This window comes from Paenibacillus sp. FSL W7-1332 (assembly GCF_037969785.1).
Classification (GTDB): domain Bacteria; phylum Bacillota; class Bacilli; order Paenibacillales; family Paenibacillaceae; genus Paenibacillus_AQ.
In genome coordinates this window covers 6,999,352-7,026,301 of record NZ_CP150209.1, presented here as the reverse complement: position 1 = coordinate 7,026,301, position 26,950 = coordinate 6,999,352, and the positions used below count along the sequence as shown (strand labels likewise).

Below are 26,950 nucleotides of genomic sequence, written 5' to 3'. Positions count from 1 at the left end.
AATCAGCAGCCCTCAGGAGGTACGGCATGTTAAAAAGAATTAGCTTTGGTGATAAGGTCATGCTTATCGTGATATACGTGTTCCTCAGTTTATTAGCCTTCTCGGCGCTCTATCCTTTCTGGAATGCGGTGGCTGTTTCCTTCAACGTAGGTGTCGATACCGCAAAGGGCGGAGTCACCTTCTGGCCAAGAGAATTCACTACCGAAAATTATAAAATCATACTCCAGGACGACCGACTGCTTAACGGGTTCTTCATATCCATAAGTCGTACCATAATCGGCACCGCAACCTCCATATTCATGACAGCGCTCCTCGCATTCGGGATGACCCGAACTTATCTGATCGGACGAAAATATTACACATTGTTCTTTATATTCACCCTCTACTTTGGTGGAGGATTGATTCCAACGTACCTCCTTATCCGTTCACTCGGTCTGATGGACAGCTTTCTGGTATTTATTATTCCATCCTTAATCAGCGTGTGGAACATGATCATTTTTCGGACCTTCTTTCGAGGTCTTCCCGTAGGGCTGGAAGAGTCAGCCCATATTGACGGCTGCAGCAATTGGGGCACATTCTTTCGGATTATTCTCCCATTGTCCGGACCGGTTATCGCTACGCTGGCTCTGTTGACTGCCGTTGGACACTGGAACGACTGGTTCCTGCCGAGTATCTACATCACCAGTGATTATTTACTCCCCATTCAGACGATTCTGCGGCAGACCTTGAATGCCAATATTGTATCGGGTTCAAGCTCCGTGCTCGATAGCGCTTCGGTTGCCCTACTGGATCAAGCAAGGCAAATCACTTCAAAATCGCTCACAATGGCGATGATGATCGTGGTGACCTTACCGATCATTCTTGTCTATCCTTTTGTGCAAAAGTATTTTGTCAAAGGCGTACTGGTAGGCTCGCTGAAGGAGTAGTTGACGAACGGTTTAAGGCGAACAGCTTTGAACATATATATTTTTGTTAATGAGAGGGGTTAAGTGAATGAGAAAGACGAAAAAGCCGTTGCTCGTATTGGTCTCGTTGCTATTGATAATGGTTACGGCTCTAGCGGGATGCGGAAAATCGGCAGCTCCTGCTCCAGCACCACCGGCAGCAAACAATGATGGCGAGAAGAAAACCGATCCGCCAGCAGAGGGGAATCGTGACGGCAAATGGGTCCTTGGTGAGAAGCCGCTGGAGTTTTCAGCATATTCTCACTATGAGAACTCGGACTTCCCTAAATGGGAGAGCACGCCTGTCGGTAAATATTTAAGTGAAGAAAAACAAGTGAAAATCAACATGATTGCGGCTGCTGGAGCACATACGCAAAAGCTGAGTGCGATGATGGCTTCAGACGACCTGCCGGATATGATCTGGACAGACAAGAACCATCCAGACTTGGAGAGACTCCGCAAAGAAGGAAAACTGGTAGCCTATGATGATTATTTGGATAAGTATCCCAACCTGAAGACATGGATGGGCGATCTGAACATGTTACGTTCAGATGATGGCAAACTGTATATGTTCCCTAACTGGTATTCATCCAATCCTTACGGTAACGCCGGTTACGTAGTTAACAAGAAAATCTATAAAGAGCTGGGCGAGCCTCCGCTCGAAACAACGGACGATCTATATGATTATCTGGTGAAAGTTAAAGATAAGTACGGCAGCAGCATCATTCCGTTCGAGCCGCACCGTGCACAGGAAAGACAGGGACTTGGCGTGTTATACACGGCCTTCGGAGAGGGAGCAAGTTACACGAATCTGAATGCTAGCTTGCTTGCGGTTCCAAAAGACGGAAAACTGACGTCAGTACTTACAGATCCGGTATTCCGAGAGGCTCAGAAATATATTGCTAAACTGTACAGAGAGAAGCTCATCTCTCAAGATGCCTTTAACCAAACGGAAGATCAGATTTTGGAGAAAGTCATGACAGGCAGAGTGGCAGTATTTGCAGGAGCAAGTCCCACAACGATGGCAGGCGAAGCGCACCCTGAATTGATCAAACAAGATCCGGATGGCGGGTATTTCATGATTTGGCCTATTCATAAGCCGGGTCTGGATAAGAATAAGATTTATCCAGGCACCTACACAAGCTTTGGATGGAATGCTGCCTATATTACAACGGCTGCTGAGGACCCTGAAGCGATATTCGCATTCCTCGACTGGTACACAGGTCCGGAAGGGATGAACGTCCAATTCTTCGGTCCGGAAGGAAAGAACTGGGACGGATTCGATGAAGATGGTAAGCCGAATTTCACCGAGAATTATGATCCGGCAGAAGTAGCAGAAATTCAATCTAAGAATGAGCCTGTTATGTTCGTAGGTAATACGAGTTATATTGACCCTGCCAAATATAAATACATGGAGAATCTCCCCTTCGAAGAGCAGGACTGGAGAACACGTTACCAACAAACGATTACTTGGCCAACTCAATTGAACGTTACAGAATTTGTTAACCTCAATCCGGCTCCAGATTCGGATGAAGGCATTATCAAAGCATCTGTCGATGAACTTTTCCTCGAAATCTATGCTAAGTCCGTCATGGCGAAGAACGACGAAGAGGTTGATAAAATTCTCGATCAAGGAAACAAGGATTTGATGGATTTGGGCTATGGTCAGCTTCTGGAATGGCGGACGATCAAATGGCAGGAGAATTTAGCTAAATTGAACGGAAAATAATAACACAGTAATGTTAGGGGGGACTTCCCAAAGAATCCATAAGGTTCTTTGGGATATCTCTGTTTTGCGAACATAATTGTCTGGAGGGGGTTCTATGTACAAGGTGCTGCTTGTGGATGATGAAGAACTAGATCTCGAAGGCATGAGAAGATTCATTCCTTGGTCCGATCTGCATATGGAGTTAGTGGGGAGTGTCAATAATGCATTGTCGGCATGTGAAATTATCAAGAGCGAAAATGTTGATATTTTAGTCAGTGACGTCAATATGCCTTATATGTCTGGACTCGAGCTGGCACGGATTGCGCTTGAACATAAACCTAACATGCGAGTCATATTCGTCAGCGGATATCAGGAATTCAGCTATGTACAGCAAGCACTCTTATTGAAGGCTTACAGTTATGTTCTCAAGCCGATGAACGATAGGGAGCTTGTTGCTTCCTTAATCAAGGTAAAGCGGGATCTAGATGAAGAAAACAAGCAGCGCGAGGTGGAGATGGCTTATCAGGAGATGATCCCCATTGTCAAAAGCGATTTTCTTATACGTCTGCTTGAGCGGGAAGAATCAGAAGAATTACTGACAAAGATGAGTATCTCTTATGAATTCGACCAGTTGAAATGGCCGGTTCGCGTCGCAGTCATGGAGCTCGATAATGTTTCATGGCGTCAGGCGGGGAGCCTTTCCTCACAGAGGGAATTGGCGAGAATATTCCTGCAACGTATTCAAGAGGCGATTACGGATAGTGGGAGCGGCATGCTTCCTTACTGTAAGCTGTCTTCGCAACGAGTAGCGATACTGCTGGAGGACAGTAACGCTACTCCAACGATAAGCACACTGATGGATAGCGTTCAGCAGCATTTGATGACATCCATGACAACGGGCATTGGTGAACCCGTACGCACATTGGATCAACTTCACCTGTCGTATAGGCAGGCTGTTGAAGCGGTGGAAGGCAAGATGTTTCTGGGCAAGGGAAGTATTATCAAGTACGAAGACGTCAGTGCCGAGCCGGGAATGCTGGATGCAAGGATGCTTGATGAACGCATGAACGTCCTCTTAAAGGCAATGGAGGAATACGAGCTGGTTCAAATCTGTGATGAACTGGAAAAATTATTCGGCTCTATAAGGAGTCTGCGCTCCCGTTTTACCGTGCATAATATGTCGAATTATATTATATGGAAGCTCGAACAATATTTAAGCAGTCGCAATGAAGACTTGTTTGACCTGTTAGGCATGGATATTCATCATCTGGATATCTTGATGCAGTTCGAAACCGTCAGCGATATTCGTTCATGGTTCATCCAGCGTATATTCGAAATTTCCGAAAGATTATATGAGAAATCCAATTCCAAGGATAGTAAATTCATCCGCAGTGTCATCCAAACGATGAAAGAACGAATGAGTGAGAATATAACGATAAAGGATATTGCCCAGCATTTTTCTTTTTCGCCGAGTCATATCGGATTTTTGATTAAAGAGCGGTCAGGAAATACGTTTAATGAACTGCTTGTACAACTGCGCATGGAAAAAGCGTGTGAATTGCTAAAACAGCCTGGCCTTAAAGTTTATGAAGTCGCCGATCAGGTAGGATACCGCTATCTTCCTTATTTCAGCCGGCAGTTCAAAGAAAAATTCGCCATGACACCCATGGAATATCGAAAGAGAGAATTGGGATGAACAATCACTGGATTTCATCATCCGGAACAGACGGCAAGAAGCTGGGGTATATACCCGTCGGTTATAAGCTCATGCTGACTTTTACGGTCTTTACTTTGCTATTGGTTTCTGTAAACTTTTATATTTCGCATTCGATGTATGATGAGACTATGCGCGAACAGACCCGCGTCAACATCCAGGGGACGCTTCAGCAGATTCGGGATAACGTTGCCTATAAGGTGGATGATATCGTCCAGACATCGGCGACATTGTATGATGATCCTGCATTCATTCAGAGCATCCGCCGGGATTTATCGGGTGCTGAGAATCATGTCCGTATGAACAATGTGATTCTCCCAAAGCTAGAGAGCGCTGCAAAGGCGGTTGGCCTTAATTTAAGGCTATCCGTCTATTTTCATAATCAAACGGTGTACGAGAAGTATAAAAATTGGAATCACGAAATCAACCAAGATTTCAACGAACAAACCTATGATATTTACCATATGACCCGGGTTTCCAATGAGTTTTGGTATTTCACACTGCCGGGAGAGAAATACAATGCAACCATGATCTGGAGGCAGGTGGAAGAGGATGAGCGGGATGGACGGATTTCGATGATTCGACGAATGGTGGATATGAACAATCCGCTGCAAATTAAAGAAGTGGGAATCATGCGGTTCAGTGTGCGCTTGTCGCAGCTGTTCGATAGTGTAGATTACGCGAAACTTGGGGACGGAAGTATGTTATCGGTACTGGATCCCTTTGGGAATGTGGTGTTTACCTCTGGCCCATCTGTTGAAGATAATAACGACACCCTCGTCAAAGTAAATGAACCTACGGGGTTAACAGCACACGATCAGAAGCATTATTTGATCATCGAAGAAGATTTGCCACAGAAGAACTGGAAGATCGTTGCGCAAGTTCCGCTTAATATTATTGAACAGGAAGCGAAGAGAGTACGAACCGTTTTGATAGTCATTTGTATCATCTGCGTAGTGTTATTTACATATACGGGGTATGTTATTTCCCGATCTTTCTCTAAACGAATCCTGAAGATTGTAGGGGTACTCAATGCATTTCGGGAAGGGGATCTGCATAAACGGATCGCTTATCGGGGCAAGGGGGAGTTCCCTCAAATTGCGAATGCCTTGAATGCGATGGGCGAGGATATCGAAGCGTTAATAAAAAAAGTGTATTTAACCCAGCTACAAAAGAAGGAAGCAGAGCTTGAAATGCTGCAAACGCAGATTAATCCTCATTTCTTATACAATACGCTATCCTCCATTAATCAGCTTGCGAAATTCGGGGAAACGGAGAAACTTCAGGATATGGTGGTGCAGCTGGCACAATTTTATCGGCTTACCTTAAATTCAGGCAGAATATTGATACCCATCGCTTTAGAGATTGAGCAGGCCAATGCGTATCTGGATATTCAAAAAGTAAAATATGGTCAGCGCATGGAAGTCACTTTTGATATCGACACGAATATATGGCCTTACGAGACTATAAAACTGATTTTACAGCCCTTCATTGAAAATGTGCTGAAGCATGCTTGGAGTGGAGATCGTATTCATATTCGGGTTTCAGTCCAAAAGGAAGGCGATGATATCCTGTACAGAATCATAGATGATGGCCTGGGTATGAAGCAGGAACGAATCCAAGAGATATTGGATCCCCAGGATCATAATCACACGGGCTGCGGGATTCGAAACATTGACCAGCGGGTGAAGCTGCATTATGGGAGCGAATACGGCGTGTCCATCTTCAGCAAAGTCGGAATCGGGACTTCGGTTCAAATACGCATACCTGCAAGATCCAGAAATTCAAACCCCGATAAGAAGGCGGCGGGGTAGACGGGGACTCTGAACCAAGGGATTCTTCAACAATTGAGGATCCGCTGTTTAGCGTCCTGTTCGCTGTTATGGTAAAGCGTCAATGAATGTGCTTGCTAAAAATGGATCTCTCAAGCGATACTAGGATTTGGGCGATAAGAAGTGACAAGCAATGTTCATTCTTACAGGATTATAGGGACAGCAAAAAGATGGCGTTCGCCTCTTTTTTGAAGAATAATTAGAAAAAGCCCGCATGGGCTTTTTTTTAACATATTAGAATTTATAAAGTTTTTTGGGGTCCCCGCAAAGGATTTGGAATAAGCATCGGAGCATAGGCTCCACTTTGTGGGGCTATTTTAGGTTATATGCGTAAATATACTGCTGCGAGGCTGCTGGGAGATAATAAACATGAAATGGTTGGAGCAGTACCCTAAGGAAGTAAAAGGTTTTCTTGTTGCAAGTCTCGTTGCCTCTGCAGGCGGGTCCCTGATGTGGCCGCTGACAACGATGTATGTATTCGATGAACTGGGACGAAGCATGAAGGATGCGGGTTTTGTCATACTGATTCAATCCATGGGGGGAATTGCCGGTCAACTCCTTGGCGGTGCGCTGTACCACCGGGTTGGGGTGAAAAAGCTCATTGTGGGCTCGCTGCTGCTGAATGCCCTCGGACTGTTCACCCTTCCGTTCATTAATGGACTATGGGGCTTGTTCATCGCGATGATGGGTTTCATCGGATTCTGTAACGCGATATCGATGCCAGCCATACAGGCATTTATCGGCTTCCGGTTTGCCGATCGGCGGGGCGAATTGTTTAATGTCATTTATGTTGCGAATAATATCGGCGTAGCCTTAGGAACGGCCATGAGCGGTTTCCTGGCGGAGATATCGTATCATTTAAGCTTTGTCTTAAACGGCGTCACGTCCTTCGGATTTGCGATTTTCTTCCTGTCCTATCTGACGAAGCTGGGCGGAACAGGCGTATCGCAAGGGTCCCATCATCCCCAGCCCAAGAGTCCGCTGCCGGCGGGCCCCGGCGCTTGGGCATTGCTCGGGAACACCCGAATCTATCTCTTTATGGGATTGGGTTCTCTGTTTCTGTGGTTCGGTAATTCCATCTGGAATACAGGGGTGTCTCCGTTCATCATCTCGGAGGGGATGTCCAAGACGGCCTACGGTTATTTATGGACGCTGAACGGGATCCTCATTTTTGCCGCGCAGCCGCTCACGAATGCCATCAAGCGTTGGGCGGCCCGTACGGAGAGCAGTCAGATGACGGCAAGCGCTTTGTTCTATCTGGCAGCTTATGTCGTCATTGTGACAGTGCACAGTTATCCGGGCATGATCCTTGCGATGGTGCTGGCCACATTGGGGGAAATGCTGATTTCACCTGCGATCCCGGCTTTTATCTCGGAGCGTGCAGGACAAGCGGCTCCGTTCTATATCGGCGTGACAGGCGGCATGGGTGCCGCAGGCCGGGTGATTGGGCCTTATGCGATGGGAACGATGTATGACGGCGGCGGGTTGACGCCGGTGGCATGGTTGGCTGTAGGTGTTGCCGTGTTGTCATTCCTGTCATTTGCCGTGCATGCCCGGATTAGTAAGGACATCCCGCTGCATCACGACGCTCATGACAAGAATGCAGGTCACCTTAATGCATAGCCCAAGTTTTAATAGTTGATATAATTTCAGGATAGAGATTAAGCAGCAGGCCTTCTTTGGGGTGTGCTGCTTTTTTTGTCTACGGTTTAAGGCTTACACCACTTGTCAAAGAAACGCCTTACAAAAAAAATAAAAAGGATATTGAAATCGCTCTCAGGGGGAGCTATAATGAACTTGTCGAAACGTTTCAAAAAGAATGCGTTTTTTAAAGTAATTAAGCAAGGAAAATTTTTATTATGAACACGAAACAGCTTGTTTATCCCTAGGATAACCATGAAAAGGTGCTTTATAGGGGGAATGAAGAGACAGTAGGATTATAGAAGCAACCTTTATCCGGCGTCTTTATTTTTTCGAATAAAATCGAAACGTTTCGAAGTAAGTGGTTTCAATTAGGTTTTGCATTACGTTTCGCATGGTGGTAAACATTAAAAACGGGGTGAATGTAGAATGAGAAAAAAATCAATATTGTGGACGTTGGCAGCATTGCTGGTGTTCTCCGTCGTATTAGCCGGATGCTCGGGCGGGTCTGAGAAAGCAGATGGAGGTAGCGAAGGCGGTGGAGGCAAGAAGGAACTGAAAGTTTGGCTGATGGGTGACACATCTGACGAAACCTTGATTAAGCAATATGAAGAGAAGAATCCAGGCGTTAAGGTAAGCGTTCAATTAATTCCTTGGGGCAGTGCCCATGACAAGCTGCTTACAGCGGTTGCATCCAAAAGCGGCCCGGACGTCGTGCAGATGGGAACAACCTGGATTCCGGAATTTGCTCAGGCTGGAGCTTTGCTCGATCTGACGCCGTATCTTGAGCAGTATCCAAACTTGAAGCAAGAAAATTATTTTGACGGCGCTGTGCAAACCATGAGTTATGATGACAAAGTTGTCAGCATCCCATGGTATGTGGAAACGCGCGTGCTGTTCTACCGTACGGACATTTTGGCTGAAGTAGGCTATCCGGAAGGTCCTAAGACTTGGGATGAAATGAAGGATGCCGGTAAGAAACTGGCAGCTAGAGGAGACGGCAATTACGCAATCACCATTGATGCTAAAGATATGAACTATCTGTCCATGTTTGCTTGGCAGAATGGAAGCGCTATGATCGACGAAAACAGGAAGCCTCATTTTAACGAGCCGGAATTCATGGGAGCCATGGAATACCTGAAGAGCTTCTATGATACGGGTATGACGCCGCTTGCCAGTGATTTGGATCTGTTTGCCGCATTTAAAGACGGACAATTCCCGATGTTTATCAGCGGTCCTTGGATGATTCAGGGCGTTAAAGACAAAGCGCCTGAGATTGAAGGCAAATGGGCTACGACGACACTTCCAGCTAAAGAAAACAATGCATCGTTCCTCGGCGGAGCTAACATGTCGGTATTCAACACAACCGAAAATGCAGATGAAGCCGTTAAATTCATATCCTTCATGAGTGAACAAGAATCGCAGCTGACCAACTATGATGTGGCTAAAAACCTGCCTGCTGTTAAGAGTGCATGGGAAGATCAACGCTTTGAAGATCCGATTTTTGCTACCTTCGGAAAACAGCTCGAAAGCGCTAAGCCTGTTCCGTTCATTAAGGAGTGGGATGCTATCTCCCAAGAAGCCATTGCCGCATTTGAGAAAATTACGCTTGGCGGTGCTGACATCAAAGCAGAAATGGATCTTTTGAATCAGAAAGCTACTGAAATTCTAAACAAAAAATAAGAGTGCGTCTTAACGCAGCCCGGCTTGTTTCTTCGAAGGATGAAACAAGCCTGACTGCTTCCAAAGAGCGTTATTCTTTTATTGAGAAACCCACACTTGCAGGAGGTGAATGACATTGCAGAACTTTATCAAGCGCTTTAACCAATATAAGTATCCTTATATGTTTATTGCGCCCGCACTGGTGCTACTTCTGACGTTCTCAATCATTCCGATCATCATTGCGCTTGTCATCAGCTTCACGGATATTGACCTCGCTGGTCTCGCTAATTATTCAAACATTGAAGGCGTTGGCTTCGATAATTTTATGAATGTATTTAAAGATCCGGTTTTTCTGAAATCGATGTTTAACACCATGTTCTATGTTATTATCGGTGTTCCGTTTGTCGTTATGCTTGCCATGGGTGCTGCATTGCTGCTTAACTATGGCACGGGATGGTTGTTTAAGACATTCCGCGTTGTTTATTATATGCCTTCCATTACGAATATTGTGGCGGTCGCGGTTGTTTGGGGATACCTGTATAACAGCCATTACGGCCTCTTTAACCATATGTTATCCTGGTTTGGTATTCCGGCACAGCAATGGCTGAATGATCCTACACTTGCCAAGTTATCTCTTATTCTTCTGGCTGTATGGAAATCGATTGGCCTCAATATGATCATTTTTCTGGCTGCGCTGCAGGGCATTCCACGTTCCTATTATGAAGCGGCGGAGATCGATGGTGCGAGCAAATGGAAGAAACTGTTGTACATCACGGTCCCGCTCCTTAGCTTTGCTACCTTCTTTGTCACGATAACGACGCTGATCGGCTGGATTCAATTCTTCGAGGAGCCTCTGGTTATGACCAAGGGCGGACCGCTGAACTCCACGATGTCGATGGCCCTCTTTATTTATAACAATGGCTTCCAGCTTAGCAATTTTGGTTATGCGGCTGCAGGATCGTTTGTGCTCTTCATCATCATTATCGCTGTAACGGTCGTACAATTCGCAGTCAAGAGAAAAGATGTCGAATATTAAGTTTCAGGTTCAACCGATGTTTTCGTATCGTAACTGAAGGAGGCTCAGGGTATGGCAGCTAAAAGAATTGAGAAAACAGTCATGACGGTGCTGCTCATTGCAGGAGGATTGCTGATGATGATTCCGTTTATCTGGATGATCACGTCCTCATTCAAGCCGGAAAATGAATTTACGGCAGTTCCGCCGACGCTATTGCCGAAAGAATTTACAATTGAAAATTATGTGGATTTATTTACGAAGCTGGACTTTATCGTATACCTGAAAAATACGCTTATCATTGTGTTCTGGTCTTTTGTCGGTCTGTTCCTCAATGCGCTTGCAGGATATGCATTCGCTAAATACGAGTTCCCCGGCAACAAGAAGCTGTTTTATCTCGTGCTGGCAACGATGATGATTCCGGGACAGGTTACCATGATTCCGGTCTACCTGCTGATTAATGCCATGGGATTGACTAACACGATGGCGGGTATTGTGCTGCCTGGCCTGGTCGGAGCATTCGGTATTTTCCTCTTCCGTCAGTTCATGTCCACGATCCCTACGGATCTAATTGAAGCATCCAGGCTGGATGGAGCGGGAGAGCTGCGGATTTTCTTCCAGTTGATCGTTCCGATCACGAAGCCGGTATTTGCGGTACAGGGGATTTTGGCCTTCATCGGCGCTTGGAACAGTTTCCTGTGGCCTCTCATCATGGCAAATGACCAAAAGCTTTATACGCTTTCGGTGGGTCTGCAGCTTCTGAAAGGACAGCACGGATCTGATTTCGGCCTCCAGATGGCAGGCGCTGCATTTATGGTGGTTCCGATTATCATCGTATTTTCTTTCTTCCAAAAACATATTATTGAAGGATATACGATCTCTGGCATGAAATAAAATAGATAGAGTTTTTTAAGTAGTAGAAGGGGCGTAAGGAAATGGCAACGATTAAGGATGTGGCAAAGCTCGCTGGAGTCGCCTTGTCAACGGCTTCATACGCGTTAAGCGGCGACAGCAGAGTGAGTTCCAAGACAAGATCAAAGGTGCTCGAGGCAGCAAGGCAGTTGAATTATCGGAAGAACGGATTTGCCATGGATTTGAAGCGGAGCCGCACCAAGACAATCGCTCTTATTCTGACGGATCTATCCGGGCCTTATTATTCCGAGCTGATTCGAAGCGTACAGGAAGTCGCTTTAACCAACGGATATGATCTGATCGCATGCAGTTCGATGGGTGGCAGAGATTCAACGGCGGTTAAATTTTTGAGAGAGAAAAGGGCGGACGGTGCCATCATACTTGCACCTAATATCCGGGATGAAGTTCTGATCGAGACCTCGGGTCCCCAATTTCCGATTGTCGTGATGGATCGTCCATTGTGCAGCGAATACCTGGTCAATGTGCTGGTCGATGGGGAACAAGGAGGATACACGGCTACCCGGTATCTGCTTGAGAACGGTCATCGGCATGTGGCATACATCAGCGGTTCTTCAGATTCGTACGATAACCATTTGCGTTATCAGGGGTATTTACGGGCACTTGCCGAGGCAGGGCTGGAGGAACAGTCGAAATGGCGTCTCAGCGGCAACTTCGTGCGCGAGGGCGGTTACAATGCGACCAAGATGATGATTATGCAGGGGTCGCTCCCGTCGGCGGTGTTCTACGGCAACGACGAGATGGCCATCGGAGGATTGAAGGCTTTTGAGGAGAGCGGCATATCGGTGCCGGATGATGTATCCGTCATCGGATATGACGATATTCAATTAGCCGAATACGTGAATCCGCCGCTTACCACGATCAAGCAGCCCAAGAGCGAGGCGGGATCGCTTGCAGCCCATTTGCTGTTTCAGATATTGGCCGGTGAATCCGTAAAGCAGTCTTATATGCTGACGACCGAAATGATGGAGCGGGCATCTGCAGGGAAGAGCAAAGTAGAGAATTAATGGACCGGATTGGAGATGAGGAACTTGGCATGGATCACGTGTGATTTTTATTCCGAAATACTGAAGCTGTCTACCGGCATAGAGGTTTTTCTGCCGCAAGCCGCTTTGATGCCGTACGGTTCTTCTTCGAAGCTGCCGGTGCTTTATTTGCTTCACGGACGAGGAGCGGATCAGACCGAATGGATGCGCAGGTCGTCCATCGAACGATATGCCGAGAATAAAGGCATCGCGCTCGTGATGCCGGGAGTCGGACGAAGCTATTATATGGACATGGCAAACGGCTTGCCTTACTTTACTTTCCTGAGCGAGGAGCTTCCACAGCTCGTTCAGTCGTTCTTTCCGGTGTCCGGGCGGAGGGAAGATACCTTTGTCGCCGGAATTTCCATGGGCGGGTATGGGGCATTCAAGCTGGCGCTTCGTTATCCGGAGCGTTACGCGGCAGGCGCAAGCCTGTCGGGTGGGCTGGATCTCGCCAGCCGCGCTGCAGGACCGGGCTTCCAGGAGGCAGAAGTTCGTACCCTGTTTGGAAGCGTTGATCGATTGCGAGGAAGCCGGGACGATTTGCTGTTCTTAGCCTCGGAATTCGCGGCATACAGTGGCGACAAACCGATGCTGTATCAGTGCTGTGGGACAGAGGATTTTTTGTATAACGATAATCAGACCTTTAGACACTATGCGGACAGCCTGGGGCTTCATATCACCTATGAGGAAGAACCCGGTGGTCATGAATGGGGATATTGGGATCGCAAAATTCAGCGGGTGCTGGATTGGCTGCCCCTGCCCTGAATTTTTTGTCCGCATGTATTGAAACGTTTCGATTTTATATGCGGATTAGCGCTGATTTTTTCGATTTTCAGATTGTTAATTTGTAAGTAGAAAGCTTATGAAATATATGGTTACAGGAAATTATTGATTGTTATCGAGAGAATCATAACGTTTCGAATTAGTGAAAAAGAGAACGGTAATGACAAAGGAGGATGGGAAATGGCAGATCAACAACTACTTTCTCTGGTCGAGCAGATGACGCTGGAGGAGAAAATTGCGCAGCTTATACAACTGGCCGTCCCTTTTTTCGAAGGCACCCAAGAATCGGGGCAGATTACAGGACCGATGGAGTCGCTTGGCATCACCGATGACATCGTAAGTAATGCCGGCTCCGTGCTGGGTTTGGCAGGTGCGGAGGAAGTGATAGCCGTCCAGGAAGCCCATTTGCGCAAGAATCGATTGAAGATTCCGCTGCTGATGATGGCTGATATCGTACACGGCTTTAAAACAATCTTTCCGGTGCCGCTCGCCATGGGGAGCTCTTGGGACCCCAGCCTAGCGGAGCGGAGTGCGGAAATCGCTGCGCGCGAAGCCGCGGTATCCGGCCTGCATGTGACATTTGCGCCGATGGTGGACCTGGTGCGCGATCCCCGCTGGGGGCGCGTGATGGAATCGACAGGCGAGGATCCTTACTTAAACAGTGAATTTGCCAGAGCCTTTGTCAGAGGTTTCCAAGGGGAGGACCTGAGCGGCGATCTCAACCGGCTGGCTGCTTGCGTGAAGCACTTTGCCGCATATGGAGCAGGCGAAGGCGGCCGCGATTACAACACGGTGGACATGTCCGAGCGTCAGCTGCGGGAGTATTACTTGCCGGCGTACAAGGCTGCGCTGGACGAAGGTGTCGAGATGGTCATGACCGCCTTTAATACGGTGGATGGCATACCGGCTACGGGCAATAAACGGCTGATGCGTGATTTGCTGCGCCGCGAATGGGGCTTTGACGGCGTGCTGATCTCCGACTGGGGAGCGGTCAAAGAGCTGATTCCACACGGGGTAGCGGAGGATGAGGCAGAGGCAGCGTTAAGAGCCATTGAAGCGGGCGTGGACATCGAGATGATGACTTCCAGCTATGTTCATCATTTACCTGAAATGGTACGTGAAGGCCGGGTGGACGAGAGCCTGATCGATGAAGCGGTGCTGCGCATTCTGTCTTTGAAAAAGCGGCTTGGACTGTTCGAGCGCCCTGTGCGGGGAGCCGATCCGCAGGCGGAACGGGAGATTGTGTTCTGCGAGGAACATCGTCAGGCGGCCCGGGAGGCTGCGGCGAAGTCCTGCGTGCTCCTGAAGAACGATTCCCTGCTGCCGCTGCGCGGCGGGCAGCGCGTTGCCTTGATCGGCCCGTTCGCTGCCAGCGGCGATATTCTTGGCCCCTGGTCCTGGACAGGCTCCAAAGAAGACGCGGTAACGCTGGAGCAGGGACTGCGCTCCAAGTTGTCTTCCGGCGCGCTGACGGTGGCTGAAGGCTGCGGCGTGAACGCCATGACCGGGCAGCAGCTGGAAGAGGCGATGAAGGCAGCAAAGGAAGCCGACGTGATTGTGCTTGCGCTGGGCGAGGATTCCGAGATGAGCGGCGAAGCGGGCAGCCGTGGGTTTATAACGCTGCCACAACCGCAGCTCGAGCTGATTCAGCATTTGAAAACGCTGGAGAAGCCGATGGTTGCCGTATTGTTCAACGGTCGTCCGCTGGATCTGCATGGGGTGCTGGACGAAGCGGAGGCTGTGCTGGAAGCCTGGTTCCCGGGAAGTGAAGGCGGGGCGGCTGTAGCTGCACTGCTGACGGGCGAGGTGAATCCTTCCGGCCGGCTCAGCATGTCGTTCCCTTATTCCGTGGGACAGGTGCCGGTATACTACAACCATTTTAACACCGGCCGTCCGAAGGATGCGCCCGATGCGCAGGAACGCTATGTATCGCAATATTTGGACATTCCGAATGAGCCGCTGTTTCCGTTTGGATTCGGCCTCAGTTATACGGAATTTGTATACGGAAAGATGACGCTGTCGGCGGATGAAATGTTCCCGGACCAGCCGCTTGAAATTACGGTTTCGGTGACGAATGCCGGCGATATGGCCGGTGAAGAAGTGATTCAGCTGTACGTCCGCGACCGATCCGGAGAGGTCGTTAGGCCTGTCAGTGAGCTGAAGGCTTTCCGCAAGGTGCTGCTGCAGCCGGGCGAACGACAGGAAATCACGTTTACGCTGACCGAAGAACAGCTGCGCTATCACCACTCGGATCTGTCTTTCACCAGCGATGCGGGCGAGTTCGACATTATGGTTGGAAAGAATAGCCGGGATACGGAGACAAGACGTTTTCGGCTTCGGAAATAACTCGACTAACATCATTTATGCAGAATAGGAAGTGAAACTTGTGACAGCCAATCATGTAATGAACGATGCGAAGATTGTACTCCAGGCGGGAGATTTGACGTTTTCTTTTTTGCCTAGCGGTGATCTTTATCAAGCCACTTACGGCACGACGATGATCAATCAGCTGCTCTCCAATTCGATTGACGGCGCCCTTAACAATTTGTTTCTGAGAATCCATACTGAGAGCGGCATTCAGGCCGTTCCTATGCTCGGAGTACACTCCAACAGCGTGGTCACTCACGCGGATAACCGGATGATGTGGGAAGGCAGCGTCAAGGGAGTAGGTTATAAGGTTCTGTTTACCCCAACGGATACCGGCGCGTGGTTCTGGGACGTCGAGCTCCAGGGGGAAGGAATTCAAGCCGACGTCGTGTATGGACAGGATATCGGCATCGCCCATCCTGGTGCCGTTCGTAACAATGAGGCCTATTTGTCCCAGTACATCGACCATGCTGTGTTCCGGCAGGAAGATCTGGGGTATGTCGTGTGCTCACGTCAAAATCAGCCGCAGGGAGGCAAATTCCCGTATCTTCAACAGGGGGCGATGACTTCTGCTGTCGGGTATGCAACGGATGGCTTTCAGTTCTTCGGCCTTTCCTATAAAGAAACGAATCAGGCGGTGGCTTTATCCAAGGAGAGTCTGCCGAATGAGGTGTATCAATATGAGTTTGCCTATACGGCTCTGCAGTCCCCTCGCGTTGCGCTGAATGGCACGGCTCGGTTCGTATTTTACGGCTTGTTTAAAGAGGATCATCCGGAAGCAGTTACGTCGCTTGAATTCCAGGATGAGCTTCAGGCTGCGTGGCAACAGTTTGCAGCGAGCCGGTTGACGGAGACGGGCCAACAGCTGCCTCGGTCGGAGCGATCCAAGCGCTTCGGGGAACCTCTTCGCACATTGCCGCTGACGGCAGACGAATTGAACGCTTTGTATCCTGTACGCCGCCAAGAAGAGCGTGACGGGGAGGAGCTGCTCTCGTTCTTCACGGATACCTATGAGCATATCGTTTTGAAGGAGAAGGAGCTTCGCGTGGAGCGTCCGCACGGTCATATCTTGATGAGCGGCAACAATGTGAAGCTGGGCAGCCCTGTCATTACGACAACCTCCTACATGTATGGCGTGTTTAATTCCCAGCTGGTGACGGGGAACACGAATTTTAACAAAATGATGAGTCATGCGCGGAATGCACTAAACGTGCCTAAGACATCCGGACAGCGGATTTATGTTGAGATGGACGGGGAATATCGCCTCTTGACGATGCCGTCCGTGTTCGAGATCGGCTTTAACTATGTACGGTGGTACTATAAGACCGAAAGCGACATGCTGATCATTACGAACTTCACGTCTGCCGCGGCACCGGAGGTTACGCTCCAAGTCCGTTCCGAGAGCGGAAGAGCGTACCGTTATTTGGTCACCATGCAGGTCACGATGGATGTGAACGAATATGAAGTCCCGTATCATAGGGTTCAGGAAGACGGCATCATTACGTTCCGTGCCGATTCGGCTTCGCTCAGCGCTTCCGTGTATAAGGATTTGCATTATCGCCTTGGGGTGACGGGAGCCGATATGCAGGTGACGGACGAAACTTGTCTGGCAAGCAACATCGCGCCTGGCAGTGCCTCCTTGACAGTACTTGAGCTTGGTGAGAGTGTGGAATGGACCATGACGGTACAAGGCAGCCTTGATGCAGCGAACGCTCCGCTTGCGGCGCGGGTAGCCGATGAAGAGATTGCAAGCTATCGCTCGTTCTACGCGTCTGTCATGAACGGATTCCATCTGAGCCTGAAGAATGGACAGGAAGACGGCTTGTTCAAGGTGAATGCGCTGGCCTGGTGGTATACGCATAATATGCTCGTTCACTATTCGGTTCCGCACGGCCTGGAACAATACGGCGGCGCAGCGTGGGGAACACGCGATGTATGCCAAGGGCCTGTCGAATATTTCATGGCTACGCATAAATACGAGCAGGTGCGCGATATCCTGCTTGAAGTGTACTCCCACCAGTATGAGGATGACGGAAATTGGCCGCAGTGGTTCATGTTTGATAAGTACGCCCATATCCAGCAGGAAGAGAGCCACGGCGACATTATCGTATGGCCGCTTAAGGTGCTGGGCGATTATTTGGCCGTCACTAACGATTACAGCATACTGGAGTCTGCCGTTCCATACACGAGAAAGCACAGCTTCGATTTCACGGAGCAGACGTACACCGTGCTTGAGCATGTGAAGAAGCAAATGGCTTATATTCAAAATCACTTCCTTCATGATACCTATCTGTCTTCTTATGGAGACGGGGATTGGGATGATACGCTTCAGCCGGCTAACGCGCAGCTGAAGCAGTTCATGGTCAGCAGCTGGACGGTGGCTTTGACCTATCAGACCTTGAAACAGTTCTCCCAGGTCATGGAGTCTGTGGACCAAGCGATGTCCGATGCCATGGGGGATCTCGCGGAAGGAATTCAGCGGGATTTCAATACGTATATTTTGAATTCTGAAGTTATTCCCGGCTTTGTCTATATGGAGAGCAAAGAGCAGAGCAAATTCCTGCTGCATCCGTCCGATCAGGAAACGGGAATCCAGTACCGGCTGCTTCCGATGACGCGCAGCATGATCAGCGAGCTGTTGACGCCGGAGCAGGCAGCAAGCCATTATGAGATTATCCGTGAGCAGCTGTTCTGTCCGGACGGCGTTAGATTGATGAACCGTCCAGCCGTATATGCCGGCGGCGTCAGCACGCACTTTAAGCGGGCGGAGCAGGCGGCGAATTTTGGCCGGGAGGTTGGCCTTCAATATGTGCATGCGCACATCCGTTATGTAGAGGCGATGGCCAAGCTCGGCAAGAGCAGCGAGGTGTGGAGCGGGCTTGAGCGCATCAATCCGATCGGCATTGCCGAAGTTGTGCCGAATGCGGAGCTGCGTCAGAGCAACGCGTATTTCAGCAGCTCGGACGGAAAGTTCAACACGCGCTATGAAGCGCAGGAATCGTTTGATGCGCTGCGCAGCGGAAGCGTACCTGTCAAAGGCGGATGGCGGATTTATTCCAGTGGTCCGGGGATCTACATGAATCAATTGATATCTAATGCGCTTGGCATTCGCGAAGCGGGAGGAGACATGGTGATTGATCCTGTCCTGCCGAAGACACTGGATGGCCTGGAGTTCCAATTTAACTACGCGGGGATGGCGGTAACGTTCATTTATCACGTGGATCGTTCCGAGGGGACCCGCATTACGATTAACGGGCAGGATGTAGCAGCAGATGCGATCCGGAACCGATATCGCACAGGCGGCGTTCGTATTGCAGGTGCGGATTTCAAACGATTGGCCGGAGAGGGTGGCACCGATTGCGTCGTGGATATTTACGCCTCTATTCATGAACAATAATTCTTGACCCCGTGAAACTCGTCTGCAAGAAGCAAACCGGTCTGATATAATAGAGGGAATGGTTATCAAAGCGAGGGATGGCGATGAAGACCGGTCAAGAGACATTGACCATCCGGTTCTCCGAGATGAAGGATGCTGCTGCACTCATGGAACTCGACGAACTGGTATGGGATCGCAATACGGCCCCTGCCCCATTGGAGTGGAACTCAAGAGATCATTATCTTCTGCATTGTCCGCCAGGCACACAGCTCGTGGCCTTGCATGAGGGGGAACTGTGCGGTTACATCGGATTCCGGTCGCCCACAAGCCTTCACAGTAATCGTCATGTGCTGGAGCTGAACATCGCGGTTCACCCTGCCTATCAACGGCAGGGCATCGGGCAGCGGCTGATCGATGCTGTGAAGGATATGGCGCGTGCGGAGGGCATTTCGAAGCTGAGGCTGCGGGTGCTGTCCAGCAATCCTGGCGCATTCGCTTTTTACAGGAACTGCGGGTTTCAGGAAGAGGGCAGGCTGATTCAGGAGTTTTATGTGGATGGACGTTACGTCGATGATATCTTAATGTGCTGCTTCTTATCATGATGGATCACATCATGATATCCCTCTAGGCCGTTTACCGAGCGGCAGAGAGATGAAGGTCATAGGGTTGAACAGTCCGGCAGCTTGCCGGGCTGTTTCGTATGTTAAGGCCAACCAGGGTTTTCTGGTTGGCCTTATGTTATTTGGCCCGCCACTTAAAACGGCTTCTGGACAAGGGCATACGCTATTGCATATAGTAGATGAAAAGAAAAGAAGGCGGAGGTTATTTTCCATGACTATGGGCATTGTATCGCTGAATGTGGGAAAGCCTGTAACGGTTGATTACCAGGGAAAGGACCTGTCCACGGGAATCTATAAGCAGCCTGTGGAGGGTCCCTTGTTCCTAAGTTCATTGAATTTCGAGGGGGATGGTCAGGCCGATCTCGTCAATCACGGCGGCGTGGATAAGGCGGTGTGCGCGTACCCCTTCGAGCATTATCCTTATTGGGAACACTCCTTGGGCAAACAGATGGCGTATGCTGCCTTTGGCGAAAACCTGACGCTGCGGGGGATGCTGGAGGATCGGGTCTGCATCGGGGATGTATACCGGATAGGCGACGCGGTGGTACAGGTCAGCCAGCCCCGATATCCCTGCTTTAAGCTGTCGCAAAAGCATGGCGTGAAAGATATGCCGGCAAGAGTATTGAATACGGGCTACAGCGGGTTTTACTTTCGAGTCCTGGAGGAAGGGGATGTCCGTGCCGATTCCGCGGTCACTCAGCTTGAGTCCCATGCTTCCGGCATAACGGTGCAGGACGTGCTTCGCATAATGAAGGATGGACGGAAGGATGAACGCGGATTGTCCCGCATGCTGGAGATCGATGTGCTGTCAGCCAGCCTGAAGTCGCAATTCGGCAAGTGGCTGGAGACCCTGCGGGAGAATCAGGAGTGAGACGATGGTTCTTGCCAGGCTTCTAAGCCAAGGTCAGCCTATATTCTAGAACACATACAGACAACAAAACCGGCTTGCGTCCTTATCGTAGGATTCAAGCCGGTTTTGTTCCGGATATAGAGGTTACCTCATCCGCTTCCATTCGCTCTGAATCATGCCGTAGACCGCGTGGTTAACATAGCCTTGGGGCAGCTTCTCGGCTTCCCTTATGACTCCCTCCAGCACAAACCCCAGCCGTTCCGGAATGGCCCGGCTGCGATGGTTAGCCGTTGCACAGCGGATCTCCACCCGATTCAGGCCCATGCGCATCAGCGCGTGATCCGTGAACGCGCGGCATGCGCTTGTCATCAGGCCTTGCCCCGTGAAATGCTGATCCAGCCAGTATCCGATACTGACCGAGCGGTTGTTCCAATCGATCTCATGAAACGAGATGGTGCCTGCCAGCTCCTCGCGGACCCAGATGCCGGCCGAGAAGCCGCCGTTCTCGGCCGCTTGCTTCATGGCGCCTTTGATATAATTGACGGTATCGTTGACCTCGGTGACGGCATCCACCCACGGAAGCCACTTGCGCAGGCGGTCCCGGGAACGATCGGTAATCTCGAACATCGCCCGTGCATGCTCTATGGCAAGCGGGCGCAATTCAACATGGTCGTCTAATGTGTATCCAAACATAAGGTATCTCCTTTGTTCTCTCGTGAAGTGTATGTAACTTTAACGAGTCCGCTTCACTTTTTGCTCCAATGCGTAAATATCCTCTTCAAGGGAAATCATACGCTGACTAACAACCGTTCTGCAGTCGCTGAGCGCTTGATTGTATAGATGAGGCCCTAAGGTCTCCGTGAAAAAATCAAGAACACCCTCTGCGGCTAGATGGCCGAGGGTTTCGCCGCGCTCGGTCTCAAAGTATTCCTGAACCAGTCCAATCAGCTGTTCGCGTTGTTCTTTAGGGAATTTGGTAGGTTTCATAAGATGATTGCAGGCCTCCTTCATAGCTGTTTTTCTCTCCATGCTACCCTATTGACCAGCCCCCGTCAAAACGATTTTCGCCGGCATTTTCGGTTGTGGGAGAATCTTCTGTGTGCGGGTTAAGATGCTGGGAGCAGACTGCTTGCCGAATCCTCATCGCAAGCTGGCGACTTGCGGCACGGAGGTGCCGAATTCCTTGAACAATCGCGGCATTACAGGTATATTTAAGGGAAACACGTTTATACAGGAGATAGACAGAAATTACAGGACGAAAGGTTGATCAACGTGGAGAACCATCGGGGAACCCCCTCCAATTTCATAAAAAATGTTATTACCGAAGACCTGAAGTCCGGTAAAGTCAAGGAAATCGTTACCCGCTTTCCGCCGGAGCCGAACGGCTACTTGCATATTGGACATGCCAAGGCCATATGGATCAATTTCACACTGGCCGATGAATTCGGCGGACGGACGCACTTGCGGTTCGATGATACGAACCCGGTGAAGGAAGACATTGAGTATGTTAACTCCATTAAGGAGGACGTGAAGTGGCTCGGATTCGATTGGGAAGAGCTGCGGTACGCGTCCGATTATTTTGAAGAGATGTACAATCGTGCCGTGCTGCTGATTAAGAAAGGGAAAGCTTATGTGGATGACCAATCCGCCGACCAAATCCGCGAAACGCGCGGAACCCTGACCGAGCCAGGGCATAATAGTCCATACCGGGATCGCAGCGTGGAAGAGAATCTGGATCTGTTCGAGCGGATGCGCAAAGGGGAATTCGCCAACGGAGAACGCGTGCTGCGCGCCAAGATCGACATGGCTTCGCCGAATATTAATCTGCGGGATCCGGTCATCTACCGGATCTCTCACGCGCATCATCATAATACAGGCGACAAGTGGTGCATTTATCCGATGTACGCTTTTGCCCATCCGCTGGAGGATGCCATTGAAGGGGTTACGCATTCCCTGTGCTCCCTGGAGTTTGAGGATCAACGACCGTTCTATGATTGGGTTGTGGCCGAATGCGAGATGGACAGCACGCCGCATCAGTACGAATTCGGACGTCTGAACGTGGCGCAGACGGTTACGAGCAAGCGTAAACTGAAGCAGCTCGTCGACGAGAATGTGGTGGACGGCTGGGATGATCCGCGCATGCCGACGATCTCCGGACTTCGCCGCTTGGGGTATACGCCTGAAGCCATTCGCAACTTCGTGTTTGAGACGGGAATTTCGAAGGCGTACGGAACGGTGGACCGTCAAGTGATGGAACACTTTATCCGTGAGGACCTGAAGCTGAAGGCGCCGCGTACGATGGCTGTGCTGGACCCGCTGAAGGTGGTCATTACGAATTACCCTGAAGGTCAGATCGAATGGCTGGACGCCGAGAACAACACGGAGAATCCGGAGATGGGGATTCGCCAGATTCCGTTCTCGCGCGAGATTTATATTGAGCAGGAAGATTTCATGGAAGATCCTCCAAACAAATATTTCCGCTTGTTCCCCGGCAACGAGGTCCGTTTGAAGCATGCGTACTTCATCAAGTGTAATGACGTCATTAAAGACGAGAACGGCAAGGTCGTCGAGATCCACTGCACGTATGATCCGGAGACGAAGAGCGGCAGCGGCTTTACCGGACGCAAGGTGAAGGGAACGATTCACTGGGTGGAAGCCACGCAGGCCGTACCTGCTGAATTCCGCCTGTTCGAACCGCTGTTCAAGGACGAAGAGGAAGAAGCCGAATTGGTGCAGGAGGTTGCAGGCGAGGCGGAAGAAGCAACTGCCGAGAAGTCCTTCCTGGACGACATCAACCCGAACTCGCTGCAAATCGTGCAGGGATTCGTGGAACCGAATATGAAGGATGCTGCGCCGCAGGACAAGTTCCAGTTCTTCCGCCATGGATATTTCAACGTCGACTCGAAGTATTCGCAGCCAGGACGTCCGGTATTTAACCGCGTGGTCTCCCTGAAGAGCTCGTTCCAGCTTCCGAAGAACTAAATCAAGATAATGGTATAGGCGCGTTTAAGAAGTCTCCTGTGCTCTATAACGTAAACAAGACTCGAAGATTCCGTTACAGGATTCATTCGAGTCTTGTTATATTTACGATAATACCATCTTAGTGAACGGCTTGGTACAGGACCACGGTCTAACTCGCAGCGTATTCCTCCATCTCGTCGCTATCGAGATCGTCCGGATGCAGTGGCTGATACCCGTGCTTGCGAAGGTTGTACCACATCCAGCCAAAACCGATGGCACCCACAATGGCAAGCATCGTGCCGGTGAAGTACATGATCTGCGCCCCGAAGTTCTGGAACATCCAGCCGCCGGCAAGACCGCCGATGACGCCGGATATGCCGCTCCAGCTTAAGGTATAGATCGCTTGTCCGGAAGCGCGATACGGCGTTGGTACAAACAGCATCGTCAGCTGCACGCCGACATAAAAATAGCCGCCGAAGGTTACGCAGTGCAGGAGCTGGATGAAGGCCACCTCCAGCGCGCTGTTGGCTTCCGCCATCAGCAGCCAGCGGAGGGCGAAGAGCAGGCTGACAATCGTTAGGCAGCCGACCAAGACATTGATTTTTCGTTTCAGGAAGCGGTCAAACAGAATGAAGATCACCACTTCGAATATCGACGAGAAGAAGATCGCAAGGCCTACCATCTGCTTGGTACCACCAAGCTCCAGGATGTACAGGGACATAAAAGTGTTATTAGCTGTGTTCGGGATGGATACCATAATGCCTAACAGGATAAAACAGACAAAATAGGAGTTCAGAAACAGTCTACCGAGTCCTCTAAGGCTGACCGATGCCGATGCTGTCGTCTTCTGGATAGAGGGCAGCGTAAACATGAACACGGCCGCCACCAGCAGCATAATCGAGAACACGATGGCGATGCGCCCCGACCCGAGCCGATCGATGACAGGCCCTGCAGCGATGGCCGTCAGCGCCCATCCGAGCGAGCCCCATAGCCGGAAGGAGCCGAACTTTTGCTGCGTCCCCTCAATATAGGTTAGAATCAGCGAATTTGTCTGCGAGAACATCGGAGTCTGGAAGAAATAAAAGAAAATCATTGTCATGTATATCATTGCATAGGTATTCGCTTGAAATACAAGCTGAACCAGCAGCAGCGTACCGGTCATCATGATCAGCAGTATCCGCTTGATGTTTGCCGCCCGATCACCCCAGAATCCCCAGAACGGATTGGCGAAGATGGACACAAATGGCGCGATCGCCATCAGGCTGCCGATTTCAATTTTGCTCATGCCGATGTCTTGCAAATATAACTGGAAGAAACCGGTGAAGATGACCATGGTTCCGTAAATGAAGAAGTTGAACAGCTTGAGCGATATCAGCGAAGGTTGGGCGTTGTCCATATTCCGCAAGTAGGTCATTCCTTTCAAACCGAATACAATCCACAATCGCGGCATCGAAAAAAAGCCGCTTTCCCTTTCAATGTATCACGCATTGAAAAGGGATACAAACCATCTTTTAAATGATTTTCCATTATTCTGGTTATTAACCTATAAACTGAATCAAGTTTTTTTACAACGTGTAAGAAAGGCTGGTAGAACATATGAGCGGTCAACCCATAGATGTCGGCTTTTCGCCGGATCAGGTGACGGGTATCGTACTTGCAGGCGGGGCCTCCCGGAGAATGGGAAGAAACAAGGCGCTTCTGCCCATGCAGGGAATGAGTTTGATCGAGCGAACGGTCCAGGCGCTTGACGGGGTTAGCGGCCGCGTCATCCTATCCACCAATACCCCCGAGTCTTATCAATTTCTCGGATTGGAATGCGTTCCCGACCTTTATGTCGGGCAAGGCCCGATGGCGGGTCTTCATGCAGCGCTCAAGTCATCCCAAAGCACATGGAATATGGTCGCTGCTTGCGACATGCCCCATATCCATGAGCGTTTCCTTCGGGGATTGCTGTATCTGGCGAATCAGCAGCTCACAGCCGATGCTGTAATTCCTGTTGTAGAAGGCAGGGTGCATCCGCTGCTGGCGGCATATCGCAAAGAAATCGTAGAAGGCCTTGAACGCAGGCTGAACAAGGGACAACTTCGCATGGTGGAGTGGGTGCAGGAGCTGAATGCCGTCTTCGTGCACGAGGAGCAATTAGAGGCAATTACGGGTCTTGATCCGCGCAAAATTTTATTTAATATGAACACGCCTGGGGAATACGAGGCAGCAGGCGGCCTGATGAATGCGGACTTGCCTGAGGATAGATAGTAGATTTCTATAGCTGAATAAAGGTGTGCAAAAGCACGACGAAACGGTATTCATCATAAAAAAAAACCCCGCCAGCTAAATGCTTGGCGGGGATTTTAATATCAACCATATGACTGCCTTCGGCTATTATACGCACAGCCGACGGTTTATCCGCCGATCTGTGACATACGCCGGACGGTTGGGGTATGGCTTTGCATTTTTTTCTCGAGCGCGAGCGCCATTTCATGATTCAACGGTTTGGAACCCAGCGCTTTGCGGAACAGGTTTGCCACCGCGGAAGGATCATCGACGACGCGGCGCACGTTAAATTCGTCGGACCAGTACAGGCAAGCCTTGATGTGGCCGTCAGCCGTCAGTCTGAGGCGGTTGCAGGAATCGCAGAAATGATCGCTGACCGGATGGATCAGACCGAAGGTTCCTGTAGCTCCAACCACCTTCATATTTCGTGAAGGTCCGTTGCCGGATGGCCCCTGCTCTTCCTGAATGGTCCAACCCGCCTCCTGGCACACTTCGGATACCCGGCTGAGCGGCAGATACGAATCTCGCCAGGCATCGGACGCTTGCCCGATCGGCATGTATTCAATAAAGCGGACATGTAGGGGACGATCGAGCGTCAGCGCGATAAAGTCGCGAATTTCGTCTTCGTTGAAGCCCTTCATTAACACCATGTTTAGTTTGATGGGATCCAGGCCGGCTTCATAAGCGGCTTCAATGCCTTCCAGCACTTTACGCACTTGACCGCCGCGCGTAATGCGCGCGTAGCGATCCTCATGAAGCGAATCCAGACTGATGTTGATTCGGGTAAGTCCGGCTTCCTTAAGCAGGTGAGCTTTGGAGGGGAGCATGATCCCGTTGGTAGTCAGGGATATATCTTGAATTCCTTCAATGGAAGCAATCATATGGACCAAGGATTCCAGATCCTTGCGTACCAGCGGCTCGCCGCCGGTAAGGCGTACTTTGGAGACACCCATTGGGGCAAGGACGCGCATGATCGCTGCGATCTCTTCATAACTCATAATCTGATCGGGAGGTTGGAATTCCATCCCTTCTTCCGGCATACAATAGACACAACGAAGATTGCATCGATCTGTCACCGAGATACGAATATAATCATGGACCCGACCGAAAGAATCTTTAAGCGGTTCGATCATGGAAATCCCCCTTTATAGCATGCATGGTCACATTGTAGCCATTCCCCGAACGGGAGTCAATGCATTGTAAGGGTCATGTCAGCCGGACAAGCTGCGTGGATAAGTTCAAGGATTTGTG

At 49.9% G+C, this 26,950-nt stretch carries 21 protein-coding genes; 17 read left to right on the top strand and 4 right to left on the bottom strand.

The window, feature by feature from the left end; all coding sequences use genetic code 11:
* Nucleotides 1-26: 26 nt before the first annotated feature.
* The 14 genes from MKX98_RS31950 (at nucleotide 27) to MKX98_RS31885 (ending at nucleotide 20,488) form a co-directional block, all read left to right on the top strand.
* Nucleotides 27-926 carry a carbohydrate ABC transporter permease gene (locus MKX98_RS31950; protein ID WP_339220386.1) on the top strand — a complete coding sequence of 300 codons (900 nt, stop codon included), beginning with the start codon at nucleotides 27-29 and terminating at the stop codon, nucleotides 924-926.
* A gap of 67 nt (nucleotides 927-993) precedes the next feature.
* Nucleotides 994-2,673, top strand: a complete 1,680-nt coding sequence (locus MKX98_RS31945; protein WP_339220384.1) for an extracellular solute-binding protein — start codon at nucleotides 994-996, stop codon at nucleotides 2,671-2,673.
* Between the two features lie 94 nt (nucleotides 2,674-2,767).
* Entirely contained in the window at nucleotides 2,768-4,348 is a 1,581-nt protein-coding gene (locus tag MKX98_RS31940; RefSeq protein WP_339220382.1) for a response regulator, read from the top strand.
* Nucleotides 4,345-6,180: a sensor histidine kinase gene (locus tag MKX98_RS31935; protein WP_339220380.1), complete on the top strand. Its 1,836-nt coding sequence runs from the start codon at nucleotides 4,345-4,347 to the stop codon at nucleotides 6,178-6,180. Before MKX98_RS31940 ends, MKX98_RS31935 begins: the two co-directional genes overlap by 4 nt.
* A gap of 387 nt (nucleotides 6,181-6,567) precedes the next feature.
* Nucleotides 6,568-7,821, top strand: coding sequence for an MFS transporter (locus MKX98_RS31930; RefSeq protein ID WP_194539966.1), 1,254 nt, complete (start codon nucleotides 6,568-6,570; stop codon nucleotides 7,819-7,821).
* 447 nt (nucleotides 7,822-8,268) lie between these two features.
* Nucleotides 8,269-9,522 (top strand): sugar ABC transporter substrate-binding protein, encoded by a 1,254-nt coding sequence (locus MKX98_RS31925; protein ID WP_194539965.1) that lies wholly within the window; start codon nucleotides 8,269-8,271, stop codon nucleotides 9,520-9,522.
* A 109-nt stretch (nucleotides 9,523-9,631) separates the two neighbouring features.
* Entirely contained in the window at nucleotides 9,632-10,537 is a 906-nt protein-coding gene (locus tag MKX98_RS31920; protein WP_339220378.1) for a sugar ABC transporter permease, read from the top strand.
* A gap of 51 nt (nucleotides 10,538-10,588) precedes the next feature.
* Nucleotides 10,589-11,407: a carbohydrate ABC transporter permease gene (locus tag MKX98_RS31915; protein ID WP_100540992.1), complete on the top strand. Its 819-nt coding sequence runs from the start codon at nucleotides 10,589-10,591 to the stop codon at nucleotides 11,405-11,407.
* Nucleotides 11,408-11,448: 41 nt separating this feature from the next.
* Entirely contained in the window at nucleotides 11,449-12,450 is a 1,002-nt protein-coding gene (locus tag MKX98_RS31910; protein ID WP_194539963.1) for a LacI family DNA-binding transcriptional regulator, read from the top strand.
* A 24-nt stretch (nucleotides 12,451-12,474) separates the two neighbouring features.
* Nucleotides 12,475-13,236: an alpha/beta hydrolase family protein gene (locus MKX98_RS31905; protein WP_220687281.1), complete on the top strand. Its 762-nt coding sequence runs from the start codon at nucleotides 12,475-12,477 to the stop codon at nucleotides 13,234-13,236.
* A 198-nt stretch (nucleotides 13,237-13,434) separates the two neighbouring features.
* Entirely contained in the window at nucleotides 13,435-15,600 is a 2,166-nt protein-coding gene (locus tag MKX98_RS31900; protein WP_220687282.1) for a glycoside hydrolase family 3 N-terminal domain-containing protein, read from the top strand.
* A 40-nt stretch (nucleotides 15,601-15,640) separates the two neighbouring features.
* Nucleotides 15,641-19,018: a cellobiose phosphorylase gene (locus MKX98_RS31895; RefSeq protein ID WP_339220373.1), complete on the top strand. Its 3,378-nt coding sequence runs from the start codon at nucleotides 15,641-15,643 to the stop codon at nucleotides 19,016-19,018.
* 83 nt (nucleotides 19,019-19,101) lie between these two features.
* Nucleotides 19,102-19,599, top strand: a complete 498-nt coding sequence (locus tag MKX98_RS31890; protein WP_194539960.1) for a GNAT family N-acetyltransferase — start codon at nucleotides 19,102-19,104, stop codon at nucleotides 19,597-19,599.
* A gap of 229 nt (nucleotides 19,600-19,828) precedes the next feature.
* Nucleotides 19,829-20,488, top strand: a complete 660-nt coding sequence (locus MKX98_RS31885; RefSeq protein WP_194539959.1) for an MOSC domain-containing protein — start codon at nucleotides 19,829-19,831, stop codon at nucleotides 20,486-20,488.
* Nucleotides 20,489-20,611: 123 nt separating this feature from the next.
* On the opposite strand, the gene MKX98_RS31880 is transcribed toward MKX98_RS31885, so the two are convergent.
* Nucleotides 20,612-21,160 carry a GNAT family protein gene (locus MKX98_RS31880; protein WP_113059576.1) on the bottom strand — a complete coding sequence of 183 codons (549 nt, stop codon included), beginning with the start codon at nucleotides 21,158-21,160 and terminating at the stop codon, nucleotides 20,612-20,614.
* A 39-nt stretch (nucleotides 21,161-21,199) separates the two neighbouring features.
* Complete coding sequence (locus MKX98_RS31875) at nucleotides 21,200-21,454, bottom strand: DUF2164 domain-containing protein (protein WP_071218900.1); 255 nt, start codon at nucleotides 21,452-21,454, stop codon at nucleotides 21,200-21,202.
* A gap of 112 nt (nucleotides 21,455-21,566) precedes the next feature.
* Here MKX98_RS31875 and MKX98_RS31870 point away from each other — a divergent pair, with 112 nt between their 5' ends.
* Together MKX98_RS31870 and MKX98_RS31865 are read left to right on the top strand one after the other, a co-directional pair.
* The gene (locus MKX98_RS31870; RefSeq protein WP_194539958.1) at nucleotides 21,567-21,734 is read left to right on the top strand and encodes a hypothetical protein; all 168 of its coding nucleotides are present in this window, start codon (nucleotides 21,567-21,569) and stop codon (nucleotides 21,732-21,734) included.
* Nucleotides 21,731-23,449 carry a glutamine--tRNA ligase/YqeY domain fusion protein gene (locus tag MKX98_RS31865; RefSeq protein ID WP_194539957.1) on the top strand — a complete coding sequence of 573 codons (1,719 nt, stop codon included), beginning with the start codon at nucleotides 21,731-21,733 and terminating at the stop codon, nucleotides 23,447-23,449. Before MKX98_RS31870 ends, MKX98_RS31865 begins: the two co-directional genes overlap by 4 nt.
* Before the next feature lie 148 nt (nucleotides 23,450-23,597).
* Here the strand turns inward: MKX98_RS31865 and MKX98_RS31860 are convergent, their stop codons facing one another.
* On the bottom strand, nucleotides 23,598-24,842 hold the full coding sequence (locus tag MKX98_RS31860) for an MFS transporter (protein WP_194544971.1): 1,245 nt from the start codon (nucleotides 24,840-24,842) through the stop codon (nucleotides 23,598-23,600).
* Between the two features lie 182 nt (nucleotides 24,843-25,024).
* Here MKX98_RS31860 and MKX98_RS31855 point away from each other — a divergent pair, with 182 nt between their 5' ends.
* A complete protein-coding gene (locus MKX98_RS31855) occupies nucleotides 25,025-25,681 on the top strand; it encodes a molybdenum cofactor guanylyltransferase (RefSeq protein ID WP_339220368.1) in 657 nt (218 codons plus the stop codon).
* A gap of 146 nt (nucleotides 25,682-25,827) precedes the next feature.
* Here the strand turns inward: MKX98_RS31855 and moaA are convergent, their stop codons facing one another.
* Entirely contained in the window at nucleotides 25,828-26,832 is a 1,005-nt protein-coding gene (moaA, locus tag MKX98_RS31850) for a GTP 3',8-cyclase MoaA (RefSeq protein ID WP_194539956.1), read from the bottom strand.
* Nucleotides 26,833-26,950 lie beyond the last annotated feature (118 nt).